Source organism: Nocardia sp. Marseille-Q1738 (genome assembly GCF_965283145.1).
Genome location: NZ_CBDIMS010000007.1, coordinates 197,649 through 224,021 on the forward strand (window position 1 = coordinate 197,649; position 26,373 = coordinate 224,021).

Below are 26,373 nucleotides of genomic sequence, written 5' to 3' on the forward strand. Positions count from 1 at the left end.
ACACGATACCCACCGCGATGGTTGGTCAACCGCGCCTCCACAGGGCGGATTCACCGGACATCGCTGGATACCCGGCTCCCGAGGAGATCCGGGAGCGCGACCACATGCAGCGCACTCCGGGCTATCGGTGTGGGCACCGAATAGGCCTCGTCCAGCACCACGGCCTGCAGGTCGTCCAACTCGGCCGGGTCGATCGCGGCGAGATCGGTGGCATCGGTGAACAAGTGCGTCACCCACTCCTCCGCGAGCAACGTCTGCGGCCCTGCTTCCGCCGATTCGGCGTCCGCGACCACGACCGAAGCGCCCGCGCTGCCCGCTGCCACGACCTCCAGCACGGCGGCCACCGACTCCGGGCGGCCATACCGGAAGGTACGAGATTCGAAGGTCAGGCCGGTACGAGCGGACAATCGAGCCGCCGCGGCCGCCAGCGCGTCATAGGACAGTGCGAAGCCATACTCCTCGGTGGGTGGCATCCCCGTCAGCACGACGGCCGGATCGTCGCCGCGCAGCGTGCGTATCCGATTCGCGTACGTGACCGGTCTCGGCGATTGGGCCTCGATCTCGGCGATCACGGCGGGATCGTCGAACGCCAGCCAGTCGACACTGCCGGTGGCCGATGCGATATCGGCCGCGGCGACCAAGCCCACCTTGACCTCCATTTCGCCGGGCAGCGCCGCGTCGATCGAGGACATCGGAACCAGCGCGGCTCCGGTCTCGAGCACCGCCCAGATGGCCACCACCGCATCGATGCCGCGATCCAGGCGGATCGCCACGCCGGTGCCGGGCCCGCAGCCGCGCCCGATCAGCGCCCGCGCCAGTCGCGACGTTCGGGCGTGGATGTCCTGGTACGACAACGCCTCCTCGCCCCACACCACGGCGGGCCCGTCCGGATCGTCCTCGACCGCGACGGCGAAGAGCCGGGTCAGCGCGGTACCCGCGGTCGGTGCCGCGGTCTCGGCCTCGGCGACGTTCGTCGTCGTCCGCGGTGTGGCGAAGACGCGATTCCGCTCCTCGGCATCGAGGATGTCGATATCGCCGACACATACCTCCGGGTCGGCGACCACCGAGGTGAGGATGCGCTCCAGCCTGCGTCCGAATGCCTGCGCGGTGGACTCGTCGAGAACGTCGGTCGCGTAGGTGATCACGGTGACCAGATCATCGAACGAGCCGTCCGCGCGATGCCGCGGCTCGACGGTCACCTGGAGATCGAATTTCGCCGCACCCGCGCCCACGTCCAATGCCGCCACCGTAAGTCCGGGCAGCTCCAGGGTCGGCTGCTCGGCGTTCTGGAACGAGAGCATCACCTGGAATAGCGGGCTGTGCGAGGTGCTGCGTCCCGGGACGACCTTCTCCACCACGCGCTCGAACGGGATGTCCGCGTTGGCGAAGGCCGCAAGATCGATGTGGCGGGCCTGATCGACCAGCTCGGCGAAGCTCGCCCCGGAATCGACCGCGGTGCGCAACGTCAGGGTGTTGACGAACATGCCGACCAGATCGTCGAGCACGCGTTCGCCGCGGCCCGCGATCGGCGTGCCGATGGCCACGTCGGAGTCGCCGGACAACCGGGCCAGCAGCACGGCCAGCGCCGCGTGCACGACCATGAACAACGTCGAATTGTGCTCGCGCGCCAGCTTGGCCAGCGCCTCGTGCACCTCGGGCGCGATGGCGAATCCGGTGTTGGCCCCGCGCATCGTCGGCACCGCGGGGCGCGGACGGTCCAGCGGCAGGTGCATCTCGCCGGACAGCCCGGCGAGCTGGTCGCGCCAGTACGCCAACTGCCGTGCGGCCACCGAGTTCTCGTCGTCGTCGGTGCCGATGGCGGCCCGCTGCCAGATCGCGAAGTCCGCGTACTGCACCTCCAGCGGCGACCAGCGCGGCGAGTTACCGCGAATCCGGGCCAGATAGGCGGTCATCAGGTCGCGGGCAAGCGGGGCCATCGAGGCACCGTCTGCGGCGATGTGGTGCGCGACCATGGCCAGCAGGTGCTCGTCCGTCCCGGAATCGAGCAGCAGGGCGCGCACCGGGACTTGTTCGGTCACATCGAATCCGGTGCGCATCAGCTCGGTGATCCGGCCGATCGGGTCGTCGGTGGCGGCCACCTCCAACCCGCCGGGTAGCGCCTCGGCGACGGACAGGATCTCCTGGTACGGCAGCCCGCCCGGCCCGCTCGCCGGGTAGCGCGTGCGCAGCGATTCGTGCCGCTCCAGCACGTCCGCCAGGGCGTAGCGCAACGCGGACACGTCCAGCACACCGGTCAACCGGATCGCCAGCGGAATGTTGTAGGCGGGCGAAGCGGGATCGAACTGGTTGAGCACCCACATCCGCTGCTGCGCCAGCGACAGCGGCACCGGCTCCACCCGCTCGGCGCGGACCAGCGGCGGCCGCTCCGCGCCACCGGCGCCGGGCACCACACGGGCGGCCAGCGCGGCGACCGTCGGCGCCTCGAACAGTTCGCGCACCGCGAGATTCGCGTCCAGCGCCTCGTTGATCCGCGCGACCACCCTGGTGGCAAGCAGCGAGTTGCCGCCGAGCGCGAAGAAGTCGTCGTCGAGGCCGACCTCGGCGGCGCCGAGCAGTCCGGCGAACACCTCCGCCACCGCCTGCTCGACCGGCGAGCTCGGCGCGCGGAAAGCCGCCGCGCCGACGAACTCCGGTGCGGGCAGGGCCCTGCGGTCCAGTTTGCCGTTCGGCGTGAGCGGCAGGACGTCCAGCACCACGACGGCGTCCGGAACCATATAGCCGGTCAGGAACTCCGACACCTGCGCGCGCAGCACGCTCGAGTCGAGCGTGGCGCCGGTGTCGGGCACGACGTAACCGATCAGGCGATCACCCGCGTGCTCGTCCGAGCGGACCAGCACCACGGCTTGGCTCACGCCGGGACAACGCAGCAGCGCGGACTCGATCTCGCCGAGTTCGATGCGGAAGCCGCGCAGCTGCACCTGCTGGTCGCCGCGCCCTGCGTACTCCAGGGTGGCCTGGCCACCGAAGCCGACCCAGCGGCCGATATCGCCCGTGCGATACATCCGAGATCCCGGCGCGCCGAAGGGGTTCGCGACGAAGCGCGCGGCGGCGAGTCCGGGACGGCCGAGGTAGCCGCGGGACAGCTGGGCGCCCGCGACGTAGATCTCGCCCGCGACGCCGACCGGAGCCGGGTTCAGGCGGTCGTCGAGTACATACGCGTCCAGGCCGGGCAGCGCGCGGCCGATGACGCTGGCCGCGTTGTCCGCCATCTGCTCGTCCAGCGACAGGAACGAGACGTGCACCGTGGTCTCGGTGATGCCGTACATGTTCACCAGCCACGGCGCGTCCACGGGATGACGCTCGTACCAGCGCCGCAACTGGCGCAGATCCAGCGCTTCACCGCCGAACACCACGTAGCGCAGCGCGAGCTTGCCCTGGTCGTCGGGATGCGCGGCCCGGTCGGCCTCGGCGAGCTGGTAGAACGCCGACGGCGTCTGGTTGAGCACGGTGACCTGTTCGCGAATCAACAGCTCGCGGAATTGCTCCGGCGACCGGGAGGTCAGGTAGTCGACCACCACCACGGTGCCGCCGTTGGCCAGCGCGCACCACAGCTCCCACACCGAGAAGTCGAACGCGAACGAATGGAACAGCGTCCACACGTCGGTCTCGTCGAATTCGAACAGCAGCTGGGTGTTGGCGAACAATTCGACGACGTTGCGGTGCGTGACGCCGACGCCCTTGGGCACGCCGGTGGAGCCCGAGGTGTAGATGACGTACGCCAGGTTGTCCGGACGCAGCGGCGCCAGGCGTTCGGCGTCGCGGATCCGGGCGTCGTCGAACGCGGTGGTCGCCGCGAGGATGTCTTCGAGCAGGAGCACCGGAATAGAGCCCGCGGGGAGCGCATCCCGCTCGGCGGCGGTGGCCAGGATGCAGGTGGGGGCGGCATCGGCCAGCATGAACTCCAGCCGCTGCACCGGATAGGTGGTGTCGATCGGCAGGTACGCCGCACCGGCCGTGAGCACCGCCAACAGCGCGACAGGTAGCTCCTCGGTACGCGGGACAGCGACGGCCACCAGCGATTCCGGGCCCGCGCCCTGCGCGATCAACGCACGGGCCACCCGATTCGCCCGGCGCTGCAACTCATCGAAAGTCAGCGTCGCGGAGCGACTCGATGAGGGGTGGTGGTCGGGCGACGGGTGGGCCACTGTGGTGTCGCCGAAACGGATCGCGCCCGCGTTGGGCCGCCTGCGCGCCTGCGCGCCGATCAGGTCCACCAGGGTCACTTCGGGCACCGCGGCGCCAGGGGTGTTCCACTCGTGCAGCACGAGTTCGCGCTCGCCGGGCGCCAGTACGTCGATATCGCCGACGGTCACCGTGGCGTCGAAGGCCACCGCGCGCAGAATCCGGCCGAAGCGATCGGCGAAGTCCTGTACGGTCGCCTCGTCGAACAGGTCGGTGGCGTAGGTGAAGGCCGCCGACATGCCCTGCGCGGCGCCGTGCCGGTCGATGTTCTCCACCAGCGCCAGTTGCAGGTCGAACTTCGCCAGCGGCACCGCGAGATCCACCGCGGACACCGAAAGCCCGGGCAGCTCCAACTCGGTGCGGGCCAGGTTCTGGAAGGTCAGCATCACCTGGAACAGCGGGTGCCGCGCGGCCGACCGCACCGGGTCCAGCAGCTCGACCAGCCGCTCGAACGGAACGTCGGCATGGCCGAACGCCTCGACGTCGATGGTGCGCACCTCGCGCAGCAGCTCGTCGAATCGTGCGCCCGGCACGATCTCGGTGCGCAGCACCAGCGTGTTGACGAACATGCCGATTACGTCATCGAGTGCGGCTTCGCCTCGGCCCGCCACCGGGGTGCCGATGGCGATGTCCCTGGTGCCCGACAAACGAGACAACAGGACAGCCAATGCCGCGTGCACCACCATGAACAGGGTCGAATTATGTTGCTGTGCAAGGCGGCTCAGCCCGGCATGAACAGCGGCGTCGATCTCGAAGCCGAGCGTGGCGCCGTGATGGGACGCGACCGCGGGACGCGACCGGTCCGCGGGCAGCTCCAATTGCTCGGGCAGCGCGGCCAATTCGGTGCGCCAGAAGGCGATCTGCTGCGCCAGCACGGAATCCGGGTCGTCCTCGGCGCCGAGGATCTCGCGCTGCCAGAGGGCGAAGTCGGCGTACTGCACCTCGAGCGCGGGCCATTCCGGCGCGCCGCCGCGCATCCGGTCCACGTAGGCGCTCATCAGGTCGCGGGTCAGCGGCCCCATGGAGAAACCGTCGCCCGCGATGTGGTGCACCACGCAGATCAGCACGTGCTCGGTCTCGCTCAGCGCGAGCAAGCGCACCCGCACGGGCGGCGCGACCGTGACGTCGAAACCCTCGGTCACCGCGGCGGCCACGAGCGCGGGCACCTCGGACTCCGCGGCCTGCTCGACCGTGAGTTCCGGCACGGCACCCGGATCGGAGGCGGGCAGCACCAACTGGTAGCCCTCGCCGTCGACCTCCGGGTACAGGGTGCGCAGCACTTCGTGCCGCTCGGCGAGATCGTGCACCGCGGCGCGCAGCGCGTCGACATCGAGCCGTCCCGATAGTCGCACCGCGACCGGGATGTTGTTGACCGCGCTCGCCGGATCGAACCGGTTCAGGAACCACATGCGCTGCTGGGCATAGGACAGCGGCACCCGCTCCGGGCGCGGACGCGCGTGCAGCGCCTGGCCCGCGGCCGAACCCGCGTGCTGCTCCACGCGGGCGGCGAGCGCGGCGACTGTGGTCGCCTCGAACAGCAACTGCACCGGTACCCGCAGATCCAGCGCCGAGCCGATGCGCGCGGCGGCCTGCGCGGCCAGCAGCGAGTTGCCGCCGAGCTCGAAGAAATCGTCGTCCGCGCCGACGCGGCCGTCCTCCTCGGGCACCAGCAGCGCGGCGAACACGTCCGCGACGATCTCCTCGACCGGCGTCGACGGCGCGCGGAACGCACGCACGGCGAAGACGGGCTCGGGCAGCGCCGCGCGGTCGAGCTTGCCGACCGGCGTCAGCGGGATCTCGTCCAGCACCAGGATGGACGCGGGAATCATGTACGCGGGCAACGACTCGCCGATGAACTCGGCGAGCGCGCCGGTGTCCACATCGGCGCCCGACCGCGGCAGCACATACGACACCAGCGCCGTCGCGCCCGAGGGCAGCGCCTTGCCGAGAGTGGCGGCGAAATCGATGTCCGGGTGGCTGGTGAGCGCGTTGTCGATCTCGCCGAGCTCGATGCGGAAGCCGCGGATCTTCACCTGGAAGTCCGAGCGCCCCAGGTATTCGATGGCGCCGCCGTCCTGGCCCGCGGATTCGATGCGGCGCACCAGGTCTCCGGTGCGGTAGAGCCGCGCGCCCGGGTTGCCGGTGTCGGCGCCGAACGGGCTGGCGACGAACCGCTCCGCGGTCAGACCCGGCCGCCCGAGATAGCCCTGCGCCAGCGCGGGACCCGCCAGGTACAGCTCGCCGACCACTCCGGCCGGTACCGGCCGCAACCGCGAATCGAGCACGAACGCACCGACTCCCGGGATGGGCGTGCCGATCGTGATGGGCTCGCCCGGCACCATCGGCGGCGTGCTGGTCGCGAGAATGGTCGCCTCGGTGGGCCCGTACCCGTTGTAGAACTCGCGCTCACCAGCCCAGCGGCCGACGAGTTCCGGACCGAACTTGTCCCCGGCCACCACCACGGCTTGCAGATCGTCCAGCCCGGCCGGATCCACCGATTCCAGGGCGCCCGGGGTGATGAGCATGTGCGTGACGCGCTCGCGCCGCAGCAGATCCGCCAGTTCGAAGCCGCCGAACACGGTCGGCGGCGCGATCACCAGCGTCGCGCCGGAGGAGAAGGCCAGCAGCAGTTCGAGCACCGAGACGTCGAAGTTCGGCGAGCAGACGTGCAGTACCCGCGAATCCTCGGTCACCCCGTAGTGCTCACGTTCCGCGGCCACCAGCCCCGCCAGGCCGCTGTGCGAGACCACGACGCCCTTGGGCTTCCCGGTCGATCCGGAGGTGTAGATGACGTAGGCCGGGTGCCGCTCGTCCAGCGGGCGCACGCGGTCGGTGTAGGAGATGGGATGTCCCGGGCGCGCGGCGATCCGCGCGGACAGCACCGGGTCGTCCATCTCGACCCAGTACGCGGCGGTGCCGAGCACCGGGCGATGCGCCGAGATGGTCAGCCCCACGCTCGCGCCGGAATCGGCGACGATGTGGTTGATCCGGTCGGGCGGGTAGGTCGGATCCACCGGCACGTAGGCCGCGCCGGTCTTCGCGATGGCCCAGACCGCGAGCACCGACTCCACGCTGCGCGAGATTCCGATGGCGACCACGTCGCCCGGCCCGACATCGCGCGCGATCAGTTCCCTGGCCAGCCGCGAGGACGCCGCGTCCAGTTCGGCGTAGGTGAGTTCCTGATCGTCGGCCGGATCTCCCGTGGGGTTGAACCGGATCGCGACCTCGGTGGCGGCGGACTCGACCGCGGCAGTGAGCAGTTGACCGAAGAGGGGACTGCCCGACCTGCGACGACGGCTACCACGAGTGGAGCGACGGGCGGTTTCCATTCGAGTGCATTCACCTCTCGCATCGAGCCAGGACCCGGACATTTCCAGGCCGAGGGTCTGTTTTCCGGGCCGAGCGCGGTCCGAGCAATCATATAAGGAACCGATCGGCAGGCCCGCGCGCCGTATTGGATTGCCGCGGCTGCCGCGCATGCGGTCCGCGCCCCCTCTTCGTCCGTGCCGTCCTCTCGTCGGACACCGTCGCCCCCCTGGATGCGGTGTCGTGCCTGATGCCTGTCGTTATATCGGCGCCGGGCCGGTCATGTTGCAGGCATACTCGCATCGGTGAACTTGTTCACAACCATCCCCGCCGGGTGGCCTGCACCCCCGCCTGAAATCTGGTGCTCGCGCCGAGACGCTCCAGCAGCCGGGCGGTGCGGCGGACCACCGTGCGCCGCGACATCCCGAGCCGGCGTGCGATGGTGTCGTCGGTGGCGCCCAGTCCCATCAGGGTCAGGATCGCCCGGTCGCGTTCGTCCAGCGCCTCCGCGGCCGGGTTCACCGAGATCGGCGCGGCCATCGCCCACAGCACGTCGAAGGTCTTGATCAGCAATTCGAGCGCGGGGGATCCGGTGAAGCGCAGCCCCATCGGATCGGGCCTGCGTTCGTCGGCGTGCAGCACCAGGCTGGCCCGCTCGTCGTCGCAGATGATCAGCTTGAACGGCGGCTCGGGCAGCGTTCTGGCCTGTGCTCCACTGGCATTGGTGGACAGCGCGTGCCGCAGGCGTTCGGGGTCCTGGTAGACGGTGTCCTGATAGAGCGTCTGGTAACGAATGCCTTCGCCGAGCCTGGCCCGTTTGAGCTGGAACAGCTGTCGCTCGCGCTCCGGATCGCTCAGGTAGGGTCCGCGTTCGACCAGCTTGACGCAGGTACGCGCGCCGGTCTGCATCTCCTCGAAATCCGCCAGCATTTCCAGCCGCTCGTACACCGGCACCACGGCGCCGTTACCGCGCGGCGAGCGACGCACCGAACGAAACGTCTCGCTCAGCCGTGCCGCGGCGGCATGCATGTGGTTGATTTCCTGTTGCCTACGCCGCGCCTCGGCCTCGGACAACGATTCCGGTGCGTGCGCGTCCCAGACCGTGCCGCCGTCGGGCGACTCGATGCGGACCGCGGCGCGTAACTCACACAACACATCCAGCGAGTCGGCCGCGAGGTCTTCCGAAACGCCCAGGTACTGCGCGATATCGGCGAGACTCGACCGCGGGTGGTGCACCAGCACGGCGTAGGTGCGGCCGTGCGGTGACCCAGGCTCGAAGATATCGCCCAGCTCGATCACGGCCCGAGCCTAGCGACCGACCGGTGGCCATGGGGCGGGTCCACGAGACCCGTGCGCACAGCGCCTCGCGCCTCGCCCGGGCCAGGGAGGCACCGCGGCGCGCAACCGCGCGATCGTCGGAATATCAAGCTGGACAGGGGAAGTCAGTGTGCCGACGGACCCCACTGCATCGGCACGCCCTTGGCGGCCAGATACGGCAGCGGGTCGATCTTGGTGCCGACCTGATCCCAGATCTCCAGGTGCAGATGCGGACCGGTGGACTGGCCCCGGTTGCCGACGGTGGCGATCACGTCGCCCGCGTTCACCCGCTGGCCCTCGTGCACGAACATCTCGTTCACATGGCCGTAGACCGCGGTGGTGCCGTCGTCCTGCAGCACCCGCACCCACAGGCCGAACCCGGAGGCGGGGCCCGCTTCGATCACGGTGCCATTGCTCACCGAATGGATCGGGGCGCCGAGCGCGTCGGCGAAGTCGACGCCGTAGTGCATGGCGCCCCAGCGGCTGCCGAAGCCGGAGCTGATCGCGCCGGCCACGGGGCGCACCGCCGACGGCGGCGCGACCTGCTGCTGCACACCCCGGAGAGCCTCTTCGGCCTGGGCCAGCGGACCGGAGATCTCGGGCGGGAGATTGGGAATGCCGAACGGGGCGGCGACCGGCGCCGCGACCGCGGTGGCGGCGACCGAAGCGGGAGCGGGCTCCGGTGCGGCTTCGGCGACCGGCTCGGCGGCCGCCTTCGCCTCGGCGACGGGAAGAATGCCGGTGCCCTTCACCGCGGCGGCCGACTCCTTGTCGGCGTCGTGCGCACCGGGCAGCAGCGGGGCCGCGTAGGCGAGTGCCGGGGCGACCTGGCTGGCGGCGCCGATCAGGGCGCCGGTGGCGACCGCGGCGCTCGCGGCGGCCTTGACACGCTCGGCTGCGGACGGCTCGGCGCGGTGCCGCGTCGGCCGGTCCGTGGCGCCGCCCTCGCCGAGGAGGCTGTGGACGGTAATGGAATCGGGGCCTACACGGTGCTGCGACAAAGCTGATCCTCGGTCGACGTACAGGGTCCGGATGCCGGTGCCCGGGACCGAACCGGTTTAATAACGATTCGATGACGCCGGGCGGATAACGGTTTGGCATCCGTTGTGATGGGAACTCTACCTCGTCGTGACCATTCCGCAACCTTCCGCGGAAAATTCGCAGGTGAGGCACGGGTCACATGTCCAGATGGGCGAGACTTGGACCGTGATCCTCGACCATTTGGCCGTCCCGATCGTGCTCGCCCCGATGGCGGGCGGCCCGTCCACTCCCGAGCTGACCGCCGCCGTCGCCGAAGCGGGCGGCTTCGGGCAACTGGCCGCCGGTTATCTGAGCGCCGCCGACACCGCCGCGCGGATCACGGCGACCCGCGCCGCGACCGACAAGCCGTTCGGCGTCAACCTCTTCGTGCCCGGCCCCGCGACCCCGGCCGCCGACTTGGCGGACTATCTCGCCGAACTCGGCGCCGACCATGAACTCGGAGACGCGAAGTTCGATACCGACGACTGGGACGCCAAACTCGACCTGCTGGTCGCCGACCCGGTCGCGGCCGTGTCGTTCACCTTCGGCTGCCCGAGCGCCGCGGAGATCGCCAGGCTGCACGCCGTCGGCTCCGAGGTCTGGGTGACGGTCACCTCGCCCGGCGAGGCGCGCGTCGCGGTGGACGCGGGCGCCGACGTACTCATCGCGCAGGGCGCGGAGGCGGGTGGGCACCGCGCGAGTTTCGTCGATCGACCGGCCGACGACGCGACCGATCCGCTCGGCCTGCTGGCGCTGCTGCAACTTCTGGCCGCCGCCACAGATCGGCCGCTGGTTGCCACCGGCGGCATCGCCACGGGCGCGGGTATCGCCGCGGCGCTCGCGGCAGGCGCCGCGGCCGCCCAGCTGGGCACCGTGTTCCTGCGCTGCCCCGAGGCGGGCACCAATCCCGTGCATCGCACCGCTCTGACCGCGGACACTCCGACGATGCTCACCCGCGCTTTCACCGGACGCAGGGCGCGCGGGCTGCGCAACCGCTTCCTGCTCGAGCACACCGCCACCGCACCGGCCGGATACCCCGAAATCCACTACGCCACCGCGCCACTGCGGGCCGCGGCACGAGCAGCGGGCAATGCCGACGAGGTCAACCTCTGGGCAGGTCAAACCCATGCGCTCGCACCGGAAACACCCGCGGGCGACCTGGTCCGCACACTGGCCGCGAACACGAAAACCGCACTGGAAAAAGCACTTTCGCGCCGAATCCAGTGTTGTTGACAACGACTTTCGATTAGACTCGGGTCGCATCGCATCACGTCCAGCACTGGAGGAGAGCGTTATGTCCCTCGATGTCCCCACCGCCCTACTCGAACGCGCCGAGCGCGGCGAGGTCGACGACGCCGACTTCGTCGAGGTCGTGCGCAATTCGCTGCCCTACGCCTGGGAGGTCGTCAGCCGGGTGGCCGGTGAACTGCGCTCCGGCACCGCGGAATTCGCCGACAACACGATCGCGCCGCCGGACGAGGTCGCCCGCGGCCAACTGCTGCGCGCCATGGCATCCGACGCCATCCGCGGCGGACTCGAGCGGCACTTCGGGGTGAAGCTCGCCTTCCAGAACTGCCACCGGGTCGCCGCCTTCCCGCTGTCCGAGGTCGGCGGCGAAACGTACACCACGTTCATCGGCACCAGGGCGCAACTGCTCAACCAGAGCCCCGAACTGCGCAACTGCTGATCGGCGCGAACTGAACACCCGGCGCGGCAACCGTTTCGGCCCGCGCCGGGTATTCGCGCGAAGAGGTCCGGCACACCCGCGCGTCGCCACCGTTCGTGGCCGTCCCGCGCGCGTAGGGTGAACCGCCATGAGCAGCAACGATCTTCGGGATGAGGTCGAAGCCAGGCTGGCGCCGTGGCAACAACAGCTCGGGGCGGACCGCGCCGCCTACACCAATCACGTACTGCGCGTCCTGGCGCTGTGTGACCTGCTGGCCGCCGACCAGCAACCCCGGCCCAGCGCTCGCGAGGAGTACCTGACCGCGGCCACCCTGCACGATATCGGCATCTGGGCCGCGGGCACCTTCGACTACCTGGCCCCCTCCTGCGACCTGGCCCGAGCCTGGCTGTCGAGCATCGACCGCGACGACCTGACCGGCCTGGTGGTGTCGATGATCGACGAGCACCACCGGATTCGTCCCGCCGGTCCGCCGCACGACCCGGTCGAGATCTTCCGCCGCGCCGATGCCATCGATGTCGGACGCGGTCTGCTCGGCTGGTACGGCGTCTCCCGCGCCGCCCGCCGCGACCTGGCGAAACGCTATCCGAACCACGGCTTTCACCGCGCCCTTGTCCGTCTGACCGCGCGGCGGCTGCGGACCAACCCCACGTCACCACTGCCTATGGTGAAGTGGTGACGCGGGGGCGGTCAGCGGGCGGGTTCAGTCGAGGGTGGTGACGTCCAGGTCGCCGTCGGCGTACTGGCTGCGTAACCGCTTCTTGTCGAACTTGCCGACGCTGGTCTTGGGCACCTCGGCGATGAACGTCCAGCGTTCGGGCAGCTGCCATTTGGCGAACTTGTCGGCCAGGAACTCGCGCAGTTCTTCGGGTTTGGCTTCGGCGCCTTCGGCGAGCACGATCGCCACCAGGGGGCGTTCGTCCCATTTCGGGTCCGGTACGCCGATCACCGCGGCTTCGGCGACGGCGGGGTGGCCGATGATGGCGTTCTCCAGGTCCACCGAGGAAATCCATTCACCGCCGGATTTGATCACGTCCTTGGAGCGGTCGACCAGGGTGAGGTAGCCGTCCGGGCTGATCTTGCCGACATCGCCGGTACGCAGCCACCCGTCGTGGAACTTCTCCGGGTCCACGAGTGTGCCGTCGGGCGAGTAGTAGGAGCCGGTAATCCACGGGCCACGCACTTCCAGCTCACCGAGGGCTTCCCCGTCGTTGGCCACGACGCCCTCGTCGCCGACCAGGCGGGCTTGCACACCGGCCGGGAACCGGCCCTGGGTCACCCGATAGGCCCACTGTTCTTCCTCGGTGACCGCGGTGGCGGGCGGGTGGGCGACGCTACCCAGCGGCGAGGTCTCGGTCATGCCCCACGCGTGCAGCACCCGCACACCGTGCTTGTCTTGGAAGGTGTGCATCATCGAGGGAGGGACGGCCGAACCACCGACCACGACCGACCGCAGGTGGGTGATGTCCTGCGGGGCCGCGGCCAGCGCCGCCAGCACCCCACCCCAGATGGTGGGCACCGCGGCGGCGAAGGACGGCTTGCACGCGGCCATGCATTCCAGCAGCGGGCCCGGCTGCAGGAACCGGTCGGGCATGAGCAGATTCGCCCCCGACATCAGCGCCGCGTACGGCAGGCCCCAAGCGTTGGCATGGAACAGCGGCACGATGGCCAGGATGGTGTCGGTTTCGAACAGGCCCATCCCGTTGTTCGCGGCCACCTGCATGGCGTGCAGCCAGTTGGAGCGATGCGAATACACCACACCCTTCGGGTCGCCGGTGGTGCCGGAGGTGTAGCACATCGCGGCGGCCGAGCGTTCGTCGATCACCGGGAAGTCGTAGCTGTCGGGCTGCGCGGCCAGCAGTTCGGTGTAGGAGTGCACCGCCACGCCCTCGGGGGCGTTCAGCGTGGCCGCGTCACCGTTGACCACGATGACGTGATCCACCGTCCTCAGGTGCGGCAGGATCTGCCCGAACAACGGCACCAGCGTGCCGTCCACCAGCACCACCCGGTCTTCGGCGTGGTTGGCCACATAGACGACCTGCTCGGGGAACAACCGGATGTTCAGCGCATGCAGCACCGCACCCATCGCCGGCACCGCGATATAGGCGACCAGATGCTCGTTGTTGTTCCACATGAACGTGCCGACCCGATCACCCACCCCGATCCCCAACCCGCGCAACGCATTCGCCAACCGCGCCGACTCGGCACCGACCTCACGGTAGGTCATGGTGCGCACGCCGGTACCGGTCCAGGTGGACACGACCGAATCACCGGCGAACGTCGATGCGTAGCGCAGTAACGTCGCCAACGACAACGGCTCGTCCTGCATGGTGCTCAACATCGGAACTCCTCTATTTCTCCAATGACTTCCGCTCAGAAAGCCAAGCCCGTTTCCGCCACCTTCGGCGTCAGCGACGTGACCCCGTAGAGCAACCCGATCCAGCGGATCACTTCGGGATACAGCATCGGTTTACCGCTGGTGAGCACGGCACACGTCAACGCGCGCTCGGGATCGGCCCAGGCCACGTTGTTGGTGAAGCCGAGATGACCGAAAGCACGCGTGGTATCGGGACCGAACAGGCTGACCACCCGGCCGCCGAGCATCGGCCCGTACCCGAAGCCGAAATTCATGCCCAGCGTGAGATCGGGCTCGATCCGCGACTGCGGAACCAGCGCCGCGGCTATGGTGTCCGGCCGCATCACCCGCACACCGTCGAGTTCGCCACCACGGCGGAAGATCTCGTAGAAGCGGGTGAACTCCACCGCGGTGCTGACCAGGTTGGCGGCGGGCGCGATGACGCTCAGATAGGCCGGATCGTTGCCGGTCTCGACGGCCTCGGCGAAGCTGACCCCCAGCAGCCGGTCCATGGCATGCGACAGCGGCGGCATCGGCGGCATCCCGGTCAGGTAGTTGTGCGCGAGCTTGGGGAAATCCTCCGGCGACACACCGTAATTGGTCCAGCGGAAGCCCAGTGGGCGCAGGATCTCCTCGGCCAGAATGGTGCGGATGTCCTTCCCGGTCGCGCGGTGCACCACCTCGCCCAGAATGAAACCGCCCGAGAGCGCGTGATACGACTGGAAGCGGCCGGGCGGCACGGACGGGCGTGCCGCGCACAGATTCCGCACCAGCCGTTCCCGGTCCGCGACCGCTTCGGCGGTGAGCGCCTCCCTGGGCAGGCTCGCCACGCCGGACCGGTGCGCGAGCACCTGCCCGATCGTGATGGATTCCTTTCCACGACAGCCGTATTCGGGAATGTAGCGGCTGACCGGCGCGTGCAGCTCGAGCAGTCCACGCTCGATGAGCAGGTGCACGACGAACGCCGTGACGCCTTTGGACGCGGAGTAGGTGACGAACGGGGTGCGCGTGTCCACGAGAACCTTCGGCGTATCGGGCCCGTCGCCGGGACCGTTGCCGTGCGCGTGACCGAGCGCTCGATCGAAGACGATTTGCCCGTGCCTGCGCACGCACACCTGGATGGCGGGATGGACGCCGCTGCGATACACCAGGCGCATACGCCGCCAGATGCGCTCGGCGTAGTCGGGCGCCAAGCCGACGTCGGTCGGCGCCACCTCGGCGCCGATCGATGCGACGGAGTCGAGGTCTTCCGGGATGTCACTGCGTCGCACCAGGTCGGGCAGCTTCGGGAGGATCGGTACGCGCGCGAGCATGGTTCAGCACACACCGACCATGAGCCACATCACACCGGGGATGCTACCCAACGGTAGGCCGCGCCGGGCAGGGCCTAGGGGATTCTCTTCCACCCACCCGTCCGACAGCGGATGCCCTCAGTTCCGGCTGGTCAGCTCGGCCGCCGCGAAGTCCATAGCGGATGCGCCTTGGTTCCAGCCTTCGGCTCGCACGGCGACCTGGTAGCGGATGCGCCTTGGTTGCAGCCTTCGGCTCGCACGGCGGCCTGGTAGCGGATGCGCCTTGGTTCCAGCCTTCGGCTCGCACGGCGACCTGGTAGCGGATGCCTCGGTTCCAGCTACGAGCTCGGCACCGCGACCTGGTAGCGGATGCCTCGGTTCCAGCTACGAGCTCGGCACCGCGACCTCGGTATGCGCCGGATAGGCGTGGACCACAGCGGTATTCAGCTTGGGCACCACGTGGGTGAGCGTGTGCTCGGCGTCGTGCGCGACTCGGTGGGCGTCCGCGAGCGTGATGGTCGGCGCCACGTCCAGTTCCACGTCGGCGTGCAGGCGATGCCCGATCCAGCGCATCCGCAGGCTGCGCACGCCTTGCACGCCGGGCTCGGCGGCCAGCGCCCGCTCGGCCGCGAGGACCAGCCCCGGCTCGACCGCGTCCATCAACCGGCGCAGCACGTCCCGCGCCGCGGTGCGCAAGACCGCGAGGATCGCGACGGTGATCAGCAGACCGACGATCGGGTCCGCCAGCGGGAATCCCAAGGCCACTCCCCCGGCGCCGAGTAGCACGGCCAGCGAGGTGAACCCGTCGGTGCGTGCGTGCAGACCGTCGGCGACCAGCGCCGCCGAGCCGATCCGCCGCCCCACCCGGATCCGGTACAGCGCGACCGTCTCATTGCCGAGGAACCCGATCAGCCCTGCCGCGGCGACCCAGCCGAGATGGTCGATCGGCACCGGATCGAGCATCCTGCGCACCGCCTCATATCCCGCGATCAGCGCGGACAGGGCGATCATCGCGACGACGAATAGCCCGGCCAAGTCCTCCGCCCTGCCGAACCCGTAGGTGTAGCGCCGGGTCGCCGCCTTGCGTCCGAGCGCGAACGCGATCCACAGCGGCACGGCGGTCAGCGCGTCGGAGAAGTTGTGCACGGTGTCGGCAGCCAGCGCGACCGAACCGGACACGGCGACGATCAGCAGCTGCAGCACCGCCGTGCACCCCAGCACGACCAGGCTGAGTTTGACCGCGCGGATGCCGATGGCACTGGCCTCGAGCGTGTCGTCCAAGCTGTCGGCGGCGCCGTGGCTGTGCGGGAGGAAGATTGCGCGCAGTGCGCCGAGCGGGCCCCTCCGATGCTCATGATGGTGTCCGGCGTGGCGGTGGTGATGCCGATGGCTACCGTGCTGGTGCCGGTGTTCGTGCGCGTGCGCATCCGGTGCGCGGTGGCCACCGTTCCCGCCGTTGATCCGCGCCCCGGCAGCGTGTTTCGACCAGTTCATGACGCACCCGCCTCGTTGGAGCGGGGCAGTTCGCGCACCGCGCCCACCCCGCGATGGTGCGCCGGAACGCCAGGCCCCGCATGCTCGGCGTTGTACACCGCGTCCACCACCAATTGCCGCACGTGCTCGTTCTCCAAGCGGTAGAAGATCGTCGTGCCCGACCTTCGGGTGTTCACCAGACGCGCCATCCGCAGTTTCGCCAAATGCTGCGACACCGAGGACGCGGGCTTGCGGACCTGTCCGGCCAGATCGGTCACCGACAGTTCACGGTCGACCAGCGCCCACAGCACCTGCACGCGCGTCGGGTCGGCCAGCATCCGGAACACCTCGACAACCAGCCCGACCTGGTCCTCCGCAAGCGGGGGCCGCATTTCCTGGTTATCTGCATTCATACGCAGATATTAGATCAGACGAAGGGCTGGGTACAGCCGCACCGCTCCGGGCCGGTGTGCCGGCGGCACCCCCTGCGTCGCCGCCGACACATCGGTCGACCCCAGATCCGAACAGCTTCTGTCTTAGTCGAGTGTGGCGCTAGTGCGCCAGCCGAGTGGGCGGATATCACCTGAATGAGACAAACCAATCTCCCAGGTGCACGGGCGCTTTCGGTGCACACCCCACACATACCCGGTTGACCAGCACGAATAGCGCGGCGCCGGATCGAAGGTCATGCGCCTGCTGTGCACACAGCTGCACGTGCAATGGGAACGTTCGAGCATCTCGACACCTCGGCCGCGCGCCTTTCGCGGGCGCTTCGCCGCGGCGATCCCGCCATTGTGCATTGAACGGCGGCCACGGCTGCATCCAATGTGGCCGAAAATGCCAATCAAGTGACCGCGGATGTCTTCGGCCTGCGAGTACTCCACCGTACTCTCGATGCATGACCTCGCCGTCGATCATCATCATCGGAGCCGGATTCGGCGGGCTCGGCATGGCACTGGAGCTGCGGCGGGCCGGGCTGGACACGTTCACCATCCTCGAACGCGCCGACGACCTCGGCGGCGTATGGCGCGAGAACACCTACCCCGGCGCGGCCTGTGATGTGCCCTCGCCGCTGTACTCCTGGTCCTACGAACCGAAATCCGACTGGCCACGGCGATTTTCCGAACAGCGCGACATCCACGACTACATGCGCGGCGTCGCCGACAAGCACGGCCTGCGGCGCTTCATCCGCTTCGGCACCGAGGTGACCGACGCGGAGTTCGACCAGCACAGCGGCCAGTGGACCGTGCGCACAGCCGACGGTGCGCAGCTGTCCGCCGACATCCTCATCCCGGCGGTCGGCCAGCTGTCGCGTCCCGCCATGCCGAACATCCCTGGCATCGACACTTTCGCCGGTCCCGCGTTCCACTCCGCCGAGTGGAACCACGAGGTCGATCTCACCGGCAAACGCATCGCCTGCATCGGCACCGGAGCAAGCGCCATCCAGTTCATCCCGCGCATCCAACCGCGGGCCGCCCACCTCACGCTGTTCCAACGCTCGGCGGCCTGGGTGCTGCCGAAGGCCGATGTCGCCTACAGCTCCCTGCACCATGCGCTGTTCAAGTACTTCCCACCCAGCCGTATCGCGGAGCGCTTCGCCATCTGGTCGTTCTTCGAAGTGCTCGCCTTGGCGCTCACCGACATCCCGGCGATCAAGACACCGGTGATCGCGTTGGCCGACCGGCACGGGCCGAGCAGGTCCCCGACCCGGAGCTGCGCGCGAAACTGACGCCCGACTACGCGGCGGGCTGCAAGCGCGGCCTGTTCTCCAACGACTACTTTCCCGCGCTGGCGCAGCCCAACGTCACCGTGGAGACCACAGCCATCGAGGCGATCACCCCGACCGGTATCCGCACCGCCGACGGCGTCGAGCACGAGGTGGACGTCATCATCTACGGCACCGGATTCAAGGGCACCGAGTTCCTCGCGCCGATGAACATCTACGGCCTCGACGGGCGCAAGCTGGCCGACGTGTGGGGCGACGCCGGAGCCCGCGCCTACCTCGGCATCTCCGTGCCGCGGTTCCCGAACCTGTTCATGATGTACGGCCCGAACACCAACGTCGGCTCCGGCTCGATCATCTACATGCTCGAATCCCAGGCCCGCTACATCCGCCGGGTCGTGCAGTACCTCACCGACCGCCCCGGCCGCTACCTCGCCGCCCGCACCACCACCGAGCAGCGCTGGGACGACTGGCTACAAAACCGCCTGAAAGACACCCCGTGGAACTTCTGCACCAGCTGGTACCGCAACGCCGCCGGCAGGATCACCAACAACTGGCCCGGCGCCACCGTGCTCTACCGCTGGAAGACAAGGACTTTCGACCCGTCCGATTACGACGAGACGCAGGCGCCCACATCATCGGTATGACCTCAGCAATCTATCAGTAAACTGGCCTTATCCGGGGTTGAGCGGAAGAGGTGCGCTGTGGAGTGGCTGCTGCTCGTCGTGATGATCGTCGTCCTGGTCGCCTTGCTGGTGCGGCAGGCGCAACGGAGCAAACAACGCGCAGCCATCGAACTGGCCGACGCGCTCGCCGACGCCAGGCAGGCGAACGAGCGACTCGGCGGCCAGGTCTACAGCCTCACCGGCGGCAACGACGCGGCGACCCAGGCACTGGCCGACGCATCCGAGCGACATCTCGCCGCGGGCGCGCAACTCGATCAGGCTCACACCCCGGCACAGGCACGGCTGGCGAAACAGACCGCACTGGAAGGGCTCTACTACATCAGGGCCGCGCGCACCGCGATGAACATGGACCCCGGTCCAGCGATCGCCGCACTCGACGGCCAGGACATCGCTGGGCAGGTCAGCGAGAAGCGCGTAGTCCGATACGAGGGCAGGCAGATCACGGCCTCCCCCGAGCCCTCGTCGGCGACGCCGAACTACTACCCCGGCGGCCGAGTCGCCGGCCGACCGGTTCCCGCGGGTTGGTACTCCGAGCCGTGGTGGAAGCCCGCGCTCATCGGCGGCGCTTGGGGCCTCGGCTCGGCACTGCTGTTCACGTCCCTGTTCGCCGGGATGTCCGGCGTGGGGTACGACGCCCACGGGTTCGAGAGCGGATACGGCGAGGGATATCAGGACGGTCTGGCCGCCGACCACGGCGGCGGATACGACCAGGGTGGCGACTACTCCGGTGGTGCCGACGGCGGCGGTTTCGATAGTGGAGGCTTCGACGGCGGCGGCGGCTTCTGATCCTGGCCTGGGCAACTCCCCGCGACAGCGATGCGGCCTCCCAGCCCCCGACCCGGTAGACTGCGGACGTCCCGGGTAGGCACACCGCCCACCACAACCAGCCTTCGTAGCTCAGGGGATAGAGCACCGCTCTCCTAAAGCGGGTGTCGCAGGTTCGAATCCTGCCGAGGGCACCAACCTACGACATGTTTCCGCAGGTCAGCGGTTTTCTTGAGCTGTGCATCGGTTCCGGATCGCTACCAAAGACCGAAATGTGCAGGTCAAACGGTGACCAGTGCGAGCCCTCTAGGAAACACAAAACATGGGCAACCGGGCCGGTGAATTCGCCGGAGTTCAGGACCCGCCGCCTTTGGAGCAATCCGCCTGCCATTTCAGCAGCGCGGCAAGCGCCTTCGCCTGCGCGGCAGCGATGCGCTCTCCTTCCGCACCACCGACGTATCGAACCTCGAAAGACGCCGTCAACCCGTCACACACCACGTCTGCACCCCGTTGGACAGGTATTCCGACCTGACTGCCGTCCCATCCGGCTGATACCTGATCGCCACCTCCGCCCCGGTCGCCCATCGAGACCGGACTCACTGGCACGTCCGACTGGGATTCCGCCGAGTCGACCGGATCGACCTCAAAGCTCGCCGCCACGTGCGAGATTCTCGACCAGATCACACTTCAACTCAGGCAGGCGCGCGTATGAAAACCGATCCGCCTGGCGACCGCACCCACCTCTAACCCTCGAAGCCGGCGGCTCACTCGCCACTCAATGTCCATTTTTGAGGGTAGTGTGACAACACCTCTGATAGCGCAGAGTGCGACCTGAAGAGATATGCGCTCCTGTTCGATGCGTCGATGGCCGCGCAGCGTCGGTGCGACGAGGTCGCCGTAGACCTCGTGTTCTTCTGGTGTGAGCTGTGATAGCAGCTTGAGGGTGCAGGGCTTGAGAGGACGGCCGTTTCGGGTCGGTGTTGGTGCGGTGTTGATCACCGCGGGCCAAGCTGGCGATTCGCCGTTGATGCCCGCAGTGCTGTATGCGATCGCGGTGCCGAGGCCGGCCGGTGGCCCGCCACGGCGTAACCCGGATTGGGTGCTGGCCGATAGAGCGTATTCCACGGCGGCGAATCAAGAGTTGTTGCGGGGCAAGCGGATCAAGGCGGTGATCCCGCAACGGTCTGATCAGGTCGCTAACCGGAAACGCCGAGGCTGCGGTGGTGAGGGTCCCCCGCTTTCTCGTAGGGCTCTGACTGTGGTCCGATAGGACCGGAAGGAGTCATTCGTGGCAGCACCGAAGAAGTACCCCGGACGAGCTGAAGACGCGAGCTGTGCGGCTATATCGGGAATCGGATCCGAAGCCGACGATCCGGAAGCTGGCAGCGCAGCTCGGGGTGCATCACGAGGCGTTGCGGTTATGGATCCGCCAGGCCCAGGCCCAGGCCGACGCCGGCGAACGCGACGACAAGCCGACGACTGACATGCTGGCCGAGAACCGGGCGCTGAAGAAGCGTGTCGCGGAGCTCGAACGGGTGAACGTCGTATTACGTGATGCGTGCGTATTTCGCCTCGGAATTCGGCCAGACCCGACGGTGATCATGCGGTTCGTCAGCGAACATCCGCAGCACCCGGCCGAGCTCGTACTGCGGGTTCTGGGCATCGCCTCGTCGACGTATTACGGCTGGCTGCGGCAGCCGCAGGCGCCGTCTCGGCGGCGGCTGGCCGATCAGGAGCTGTTGGCCGAGATCGTCGATATCCATACCAGCTCGGGCGGGACCTACGGGTCACCGCGGATCCATGCAATGCTGGCCCGGCGTGGGATCTCGGTCGGCCGCAAACGAGTCGAGCGGCTGATGCGGGGTGCCGGGTTGCAGGATGCGTTCCTGCGCAAGACGTGGCGGCTGGGTTCGACTCGGCAGGCAACTCCGGCCCCGGACCTGGTCAACGGGGACTTCACCGCGCGGGATGTTGTCGGTGGTCACCCGTACTCTCGTCCTCGGCAATCGGCGCCTGGCGAGGACCGTGGGGACTGGCGGACACGCCAGAGGAGCGTAACCGAGAGGGCGGTATCATTGACTTTCCAGCAATGGCCGAGCGGATGCGCAACCGTCGAAATACGTTCGACGGCAACGTATCTCGTCCGGACCTGGAGCGGGTCAGGTCGAACATTCGCGAGATCTTCAGTACCGCAACGGGTGTGCAGCCGGGCGATTCGGAACGACAGGCGGGTCAAACACTGGGCACCCAGTACGGCTCGGTCCACAGATCTGGACGGACCTTGCAGTTCGGAAATGAACGTCGCCTCCGATCCAGCGAAGTGCACCCGCTGCCTCCGTGAATCGGAAAGATTGTGCTCTGTCAGAGTTTACGGACAGGACGTGAGTCGTGAGTGATGCTGACCTGGTTGCTGAGATCGAGGCGTTCGCACAGGACCTCGCACTTCTACGCCAGTTGGTGGGCAGTCCGAGTTACCGCCGAATGGTGAACGAGCTGCGCAAAATAACGGCGGGCGAAAGGTTACCCGAGCTGTCCGGGGAAAGCGAACTGATATCCAACAGTACTCTGCGATATATCGCAGTCGGAGAGGGTAAGAAGCTGCCCAAGCTTAACGCTGTCATCCAGTTCGTCACCGCGTGCGCCCGGGTTGCGGAGGCAGACGAGATCACCGTCGCCGATCCGTCCCGACTGCACACCCCCTACTGGCAGAAGCGGTGGGAGGTGTTGCGGGGGCGCGAGGTAGTGGAGCGGCGATCTCGTCCGCGCCGGATCATCGTTACTCCTGGCAGATCCCTAGCCGCCAAATTTCCTGAGATCGCGCTTGAATGGGACTACCAGAAGAACGCGCCGATGACGCCCGACGAGATCACCTACGGGAGCGAGAAGAAGGTGCACTGGACGTGCCGGGCTCACGAACACGGATGGGAAACATCGCCCAACGCTCGCACCTCCACGGCTCAAGGCGGTTGCCCGTTTTGCAACGGCACAAGGGTCCTGAAGGGGTTCAACGACCTTGAGTCGCAGTTTCCGGAAATCGCGGCTATGTGGGACTACGAACAAAATGGCGACCTACGCCCGGATGCAATCACGGCAGGAAGCAGCAAGCGGGTTCACTGGAAATGCCGGGATTGCAACCACCGGTGGCCGACTACGGTCAACAACCGAACCAGCAAAGGCCATGGTTGCCCGGCATGTACCGGCCGGATCGTCCAAGCAGGCTCGAATGACCTGCTGTCACAGTTTCCGGACATCGCAGCAGAGTGGGACTACGACAAGAACGCGCCCCAGACTCCGGACCAGGTCCACGCGGGCAGCCACAACGACGCCCATTGGAAATGCGAGTTCGGCCACCGGTGGTCGGCGATGATCAAGAACCGCACCCGCAAAGACTATGGTTGCCCGGCATGTACCGGCCGGATCGTCCAAGCAGGCTCGAATGACCTGCTGTCACAGTTTCCGGACATCGCAGCGGAGTGGGACTACGACAAGAACGCGCCCCAGACTCCGGACCAGGTCCACGCGGGCAGCCACAGCAAGGCTCATTGGAAATGCAAGCTCGGCCACCCATGGCCCGCCGTGATCAAAAGCCGTACCACTGGCGGCACAGGTTGCCCTGTATGCGCCAACAAGCAGGTGCTTGCCGGGTTCAACGACCTCGAGCACCGGTTCCCGGAAATCGCCAAGGAATGGGATTACCTCAAGAATGCGCCCCTGACCCCCCGCGACGTTATCGCCGGCACCGACGCCCCGGCGCACTGGGTCTGCCCGAACGGACACGACGGCTACGAGATGCCGGTGCTATGGCGCACTAATCAAGGGCTCGGATGCCACTGCCAGCTGACGAGGTGGAACCTTCGCAAGCTGGAAGGGTTTGTTGCCGCGCTTGCCGATTACACCGATTCAATGACTCCCGCGATGCTGTACGCAATCTGCCAGCAGGCAGGGGTTCTGACATCCACGAAATCCGACGCTATCGCCGACGCATTGTTGGATCCCACACGACTCAAGAACCTGGTACCACCCGATGACCACGACGAAACCGGCGCTGCCCCACAGACACCACCCCCTACTCCCTCCGAAGTCGAGGAGCTCGACACACTCGACCCAGCAGCCCACCTTCCCACTTCGTCCGACCTATCCTCGGCAACCGAAGTCACGGCTCCCGTAAGTGAACAGGGCAGCGGCCCAGTGCAACTCCCGTCGCTCAATGTCGACGATCTGCTCGGTATGGACGACCAGTTCTTCGTAAACGTGGACGAGGACACCGCGGAATTCTTAATCGCTGCGGCAGCCGACCAGATTTGGAAACTCGCATACTTACTAGATTCCGCGGCGCTCGCACCATCGCAGAGAACGCAACTCCAAACCGAGTTGGACAAGACGCTCCTGCCGCGCTCCGACGCGTATTCCGAACGCATCCGGGTCCGCTTCCGATCGGAATACGAGCAATCGCTAGCCGTCGTGCCACCGACGAACTGGTCATTCAGACCAGGTAGTTCCGCCGAGGTCGTCGCACCGAACATGATGCAGCGACATGTCGCAACGCAGGTGCTCAACCGCAAGCGGGTCGGGAACTGGTCGGGCACCGGTGCGGGGAAGACAGTTTCAGCGATTCTCGCTGCAGGCTTGCTCAAGGCCGGTCTTGGCGAGGGGATCGTGCTAGTAGTGTGCCCCCACAACGTCGTCGCAGGGTGGGGTCATTCTGTCCGCAACTGTTATCCCGACGCGCGCGTCGCGCAGAAGACACTGCACCCGGTATGGGACAGCGGATCGGGTTCACGCTGGCTGATCATCAACTACGACCGCCTGCCGGGAAACGAAGGCACGCTCAAACAGTTAATCGCCGATCATCGCATCGACATGCTCGTCATCGACGAGGTGCACTACGTCAAAGAACGCGAGAACGTCGCTCCCTCTCAACGGCGAACCGTTCTCACGGGTATTGCCGTGGAATCGGCGCGGGCGAATCCAGACCTCGCGGTGCTCGGCATGTCAGCCACTCCCGTGGTCAACGACCTCCATGAGGCTCGAAGCTTGCTAGAGATGATCGAAGGAGTCCAGCGCGACGACCTGGCGACTGCGCGAAATGTACCTAACGCGATGCGTGTACATCAAAGTCTGGCCCGCGTAGGTTCCAGGTGGCTGCCGGACTACAGCACCCACCTGGAACCTGTCACGGTGGCTGTGGATGTGTCGCACCGCCTCGACCAGGTGCTCGCGCTCGGAAAGTGCCCCAGCCCATCGGCTTTGGACCAGCTGTTGCTCGTAGACAAGATCGACACGATCCTTGACAGCTGCTTTCATGCGCGCAAGACATTGATCTACACACAGTTCGTCACCGGTGTCGTGGAACCCCTCACCCAGGCATTGACCGCCGCCGGATTGCGGGTCGGCTTGTTCACCGGCGAGGACAAGAGCGGGTACGCCCGCTTTGTCGGACGGTGGTCCAACGGCGACACCGTAGCTGCGGAGGATCAGGTCGACGTCCTCGTGGGATCGGAGGCGATCGCCGCTGGTGTCGACGGGCTCCAGCACGTCTGCGACACGTTGATCTTCGCGACCTTGCCGTGGACACACGCCAACTACCAGCAGATTGTGGGCCGCATCTATCGACAGGGGCAGATATCGCAGACCGTCAGGGTCGTGCTGCCGGTGACGTTCGCTGACATCGCGACATCTGACGGTCATGAGCGGTGGTCCTGGTGTGGCCAACGCTGGGCTCGGGTGGAGATGAAAGAGACCTTGGCTGACTGCGCGGTGGACGGTGTAGTGCCCCGTGGTGTGCTCGTCAGCCCGACACAGGCAGCGCACGCTTCGCTGGAGTGGCTGCGACGACTCAGGAAAGGCAATCTGCAGTCGATTACCCGAAAGCCTCTCGACCAGCTCCTCGGCGAGGACATCGATCGGATGACACCCGACGGCAAGCTTCGCCGTTTCGGTGAGCTGTCGACTATGAACGGTGCTTGGGCCGCAGTGAATTCGGCGATCACGCATAGCCGACTCGCCGATAACCCCACCGAGTGGCGTCGCTACCACACGCTCTATTCAGAAGCGCGAAAGACGTGGGAAGTGGTGCCGGCTTACCAGTTCGCGAAATGGCTAAACGGCAGGAATCCCTGTGTGGTCGCGGACCTGGGATGTGGCGAGATGCTGATCGCTGACCGTGTCACCAACGCTCACACGATTCTGCCCTTCGACCATGTCGCCGTTGATGACCGCGTCACTGCCTGCGACATATCCGCTATCCCACTTGATGACGCGTCCGTCGATATCGCCATTCTGTCCTTAGCTCTGATGGGCAAGAACCATGCCGACTATATCCACGAAGCGCGTCGGATACTGCGGGTCGACGGTCATCTGTGGTTGTGTGAGCCGACCTCCAGCATCGGTTCGGATGAGATTCGGCTCCGAAGCGTCCTCACCGAGTTTGGCTTCGATCTCTACCGCATGGACCTCGTCGGCCAGTTTACGTTCGTACGGGCAGTCAGAGCGGACTCGGCCACGATGTCCGGCAGCGTGTCGATCAAATTGCACAGCACGTAGGGACC

General features: G+C 67.4%; 15 protein-coding genes, 1 tRNA gene and 1 pseudogene. 9 read left to right on the forward strand and 8 right to left on the reverse strand.

Annotation, left to right across the window (positions count from 1 at the left end):
* Positions 1 to 50 precede the first annotated feature (50 nt).
* The 3 genes from ACWPXK_RS24175 to ACWPXK_RS24185 all read right to left on the reverse strand — a co-directional run bounded on the left by ACWPXK_RS24175 (position 51) and on the right by ACWPXK_RS24185 (position 9,827).
* Positions 51 to 7,532: an amino acid adenylation domain-containing protein gene (locus tag ACWPXK_RS24175; protein ID WP_454198457.1), complete on the reverse strand. Its 7,482-nt coding sequence runs from the start codon at positions 7,530 to 7,532 to the stop codon at positions 51 to 53.
* A gap of 292 nt (positions 7,533 to 7,824) precedes the next feature.
* Positions 7,825 to 8,808 carry a DNA-binding response regulator gene (locus tag ACWPXK_RS24180; protein ID WP_454198458.1) on the reverse strand — a complete coding sequence of 328 codons (984 nt, stop codon included), beginning with the start codon at positions 8,806 to 8,808 and terminating at the stop codon, positions 7,825 to 7,827.
* Positions 8,809 to 8,951: 143 nt separating this feature from the next.
* The gene (locus ACWPXK_RS24185) at positions 8,952 to 9,827 is read right to left on the reverse strand and encodes a M23 family metallopeptidase (protein WP_454198459.1); all 876 of its coding nucleotides are present in this window, start codon (positions 9,825 to 9,827) and stop codon (positions 8,952 to 8,954) included.
* A gap of 187 nt (positions 9,828 to 10,014) precedes the next feature.
* Here ACWPXK_RS24185 and ACWPXK_RS24190 point away from each other — a divergent pair, with 187 nt between their 5' ends.
* The 3 genes from ACWPXK_RS24190 (at position 10,015) to ACWPXK_RS24200 (ending at position 12,209) form a co-directional block, all read left to right on the forward strand.
* Complete coding sequence (locus ACWPXK_RS24190; RefSeq protein ID WP_454198460.1) at positions 10,015 to 11,079, forward strand: nitronate monooxygenase; 1,065 nt, start codon at positions 10,015 to 10,017, stop codon at positions 11,077 to 11,079.
* Positions 11,080 to 11,140: 61 nt separating this feature from the next.
* Positions 11,141 to 11,533, forward strand: coding sequence for an SCO5389 family protein (locus ACWPXK_RS24195; protein ID WP_454198461.1), 393 nt, complete (start codon positions 11,141 to 11,143; stop codon positions 11,531 to 11,533).
* Positions 11,534 to 11,660: 127 nt separating this feature from the next.
* On the forward strand, positions 11,661 to 12,209 hold the full coding sequence (locus ACWPXK_RS24200) for an HD domain-containing protein (protein WP_454198462.1): 549 nt from the start codon (positions 11,661 to 11,663) through the stop codon (positions 12,207 to 12,209).
* A gap of 24 nt (positions 12,210 to 12,233) precedes the next feature.
* Here the strand turns inward: ACWPXK_RS24200 and ACWPXK_RS24205 are convergent, their stop codons facing one another.
* The 4 genes from ACWPXK_RS24205 to ACWPXK_RS24220 all read right to left on the reverse strand — a co-directional run bounded on the left by ACWPXK_RS24205 (position 12,234) and on the right by ACWPXK_RS24220 (position 17,043).
* Positions 12,234 to 13,871, reverse strand: a complete 1,638-nt coding sequence (locus ACWPXK_RS24205; protein WP_454198463.1) for a long-chain fatty acid--CoA ligase — start codon at positions 13,869 to 13,871, stop codon at positions 12,234 to 12,236.
* A gap of 32 nt (positions 13,872 to 13,903) precedes the next feature.
* Positions 13,904 to 15,199 (reverse strand): serine hydrolase domain-containing protein, encoded by a 1,296-nt coding sequence (locus tag ACWPXK_RS24210; protein WP_454198464.1) that lies wholly within the window; start codon positions 15,197 to 15,199, stop codon positions 13,904 to 13,906.
* Between the two features lie 363 nt (positions 15,200 to 15,562).
* Positions 15,563 to 16,672 (reverse strand): cation diffusion facilitator family transporter, encoded by a 1,110-nt coding sequence (locus tag ACWPXK_RS24215; protein WP_454198465.1) that lies wholly within the window; start codon positions 16,670 to 16,672, stop codon positions 15,563 to 15,565.
* On the reverse strand, positions 16,669 to 17,043 hold the full coding sequence (locus ACWPXK_RS24220) for an ArsR/SmtB family transcription factor (protein WP_454198586.1): 375 nt from the start codon (positions 17,041 to 17,043) through the stop codon (positions 16,669 to 16,671). The genes ACWPXK_RS24215 and ACWPXK_RS24220 overlap by 4 nt, the downstream gene beginning before the upstream one ends.
* Positions 17,044 to 17,549: 506 nt before the next feature.
* Here ACWPXK_RS24220 and ACWPXK_RS24225 point away from each other — a divergent pair.
* The 3 genes and pseudogenes from ACWPXK_RS24225 to ACWPXK_RS24235 all read left to right on the forward strand — a co-directional run bounded on the left by ACWPXK_RS24225 (position 17,550) and on the right by ACWPXK_RS24235 (position 20,022).
* A pseudogene (locus ACWPXK_RS24225) lies at positions 17,550 to 19,021 on the forward strand (flavin-containing monooxygenase).
* Positions 19,022 to 19,078: 57 nt separating this feature from the next.
* Complete coding sequence (locus tag ACWPXK_RS24230) at positions 19,079 to 19,846, forward strand: DUF1542 domain-containing protein (protein ID WP_454198466.1); 768 nt, start codon at positions 19,079 to 19,081, stop codon at positions 19,844 to 19,846.
* 100 nt (positions 19,847 to 19,946) lie between these two features.
* Positions 19,947 to 20,022 (forward strand) — tRNA-Arg (locus ACWPXK_RS24235).
* 490 nt (positions 20,023 to 20,512) lie between these two features.
* Here ACWPXK_RS24235 and ACWPXK_RS24240 read toward each other — a convergent pair.
* Positions 20,513 to 20,824, reverse strand: a complete 312-nt coding sequence (locus tag ACWPXK_RS24240; protein WP_454198467.1) for a Wadjet anti-phage system protein JetD domain-containing protein — start codon at positions 20,822 to 20,824, stop codon at positions 20,513 to 20,515.
* A 28-nt stretch (positions 20,825 to 20,852) separates the two neighbouring features.
* Between ACWPXK_RS24240 and ACWPXK_RS24245 the strand changes: the two genes are divergently transcribed.
* The 3 genes from ACWPXK_RS24245 to ACWPXK_RS24255 are packed head-to-tail and all read left to right on the forward strand — an operon-like array spanning position 20,853 to position 26,368.
* Entirely contained in the window at positions 20,853 to 21,095 is a 243-nt protein-coding gene (locus ACWPXK_RS24245; protein WP_454198587.1) for a hypothetical protein, read from the forward strand.
* Positions 21,082 to 22,221 (forward strand): IS3 family transposase, encoded by a 1,140-nt coding sequence (locus tag ACWPXK_RS24250; RefSeq protein ID WP_454198588.1) that lies wholly within the window; start codon positions 21,082 to 21,084, stop codon positions 22,219 to 22,221. Before ACWPXK_RS24245 ends, ACWPXK_RS24250 begins: the two co-directional genes overlap by 14 nt.
* Complete coding sequence (locus ACWPXK_RS24255) at positions 22,214 to 26,368, forward strand: zinc-ribbon domain-containing protein (RefSeq protein ID WP_454198468.1); 4,155 nt, start codon at positions 22,214 to 22,216, stop codon at positions 26,366 to 26,368. Before ACWPXK_RS24250 ends, ACWPXK_RS24255 begins: the two co-directional genes overlap by 8 nt.
* Positions 26,369 to 26,373: the final 5 nt, after the last annotated feature.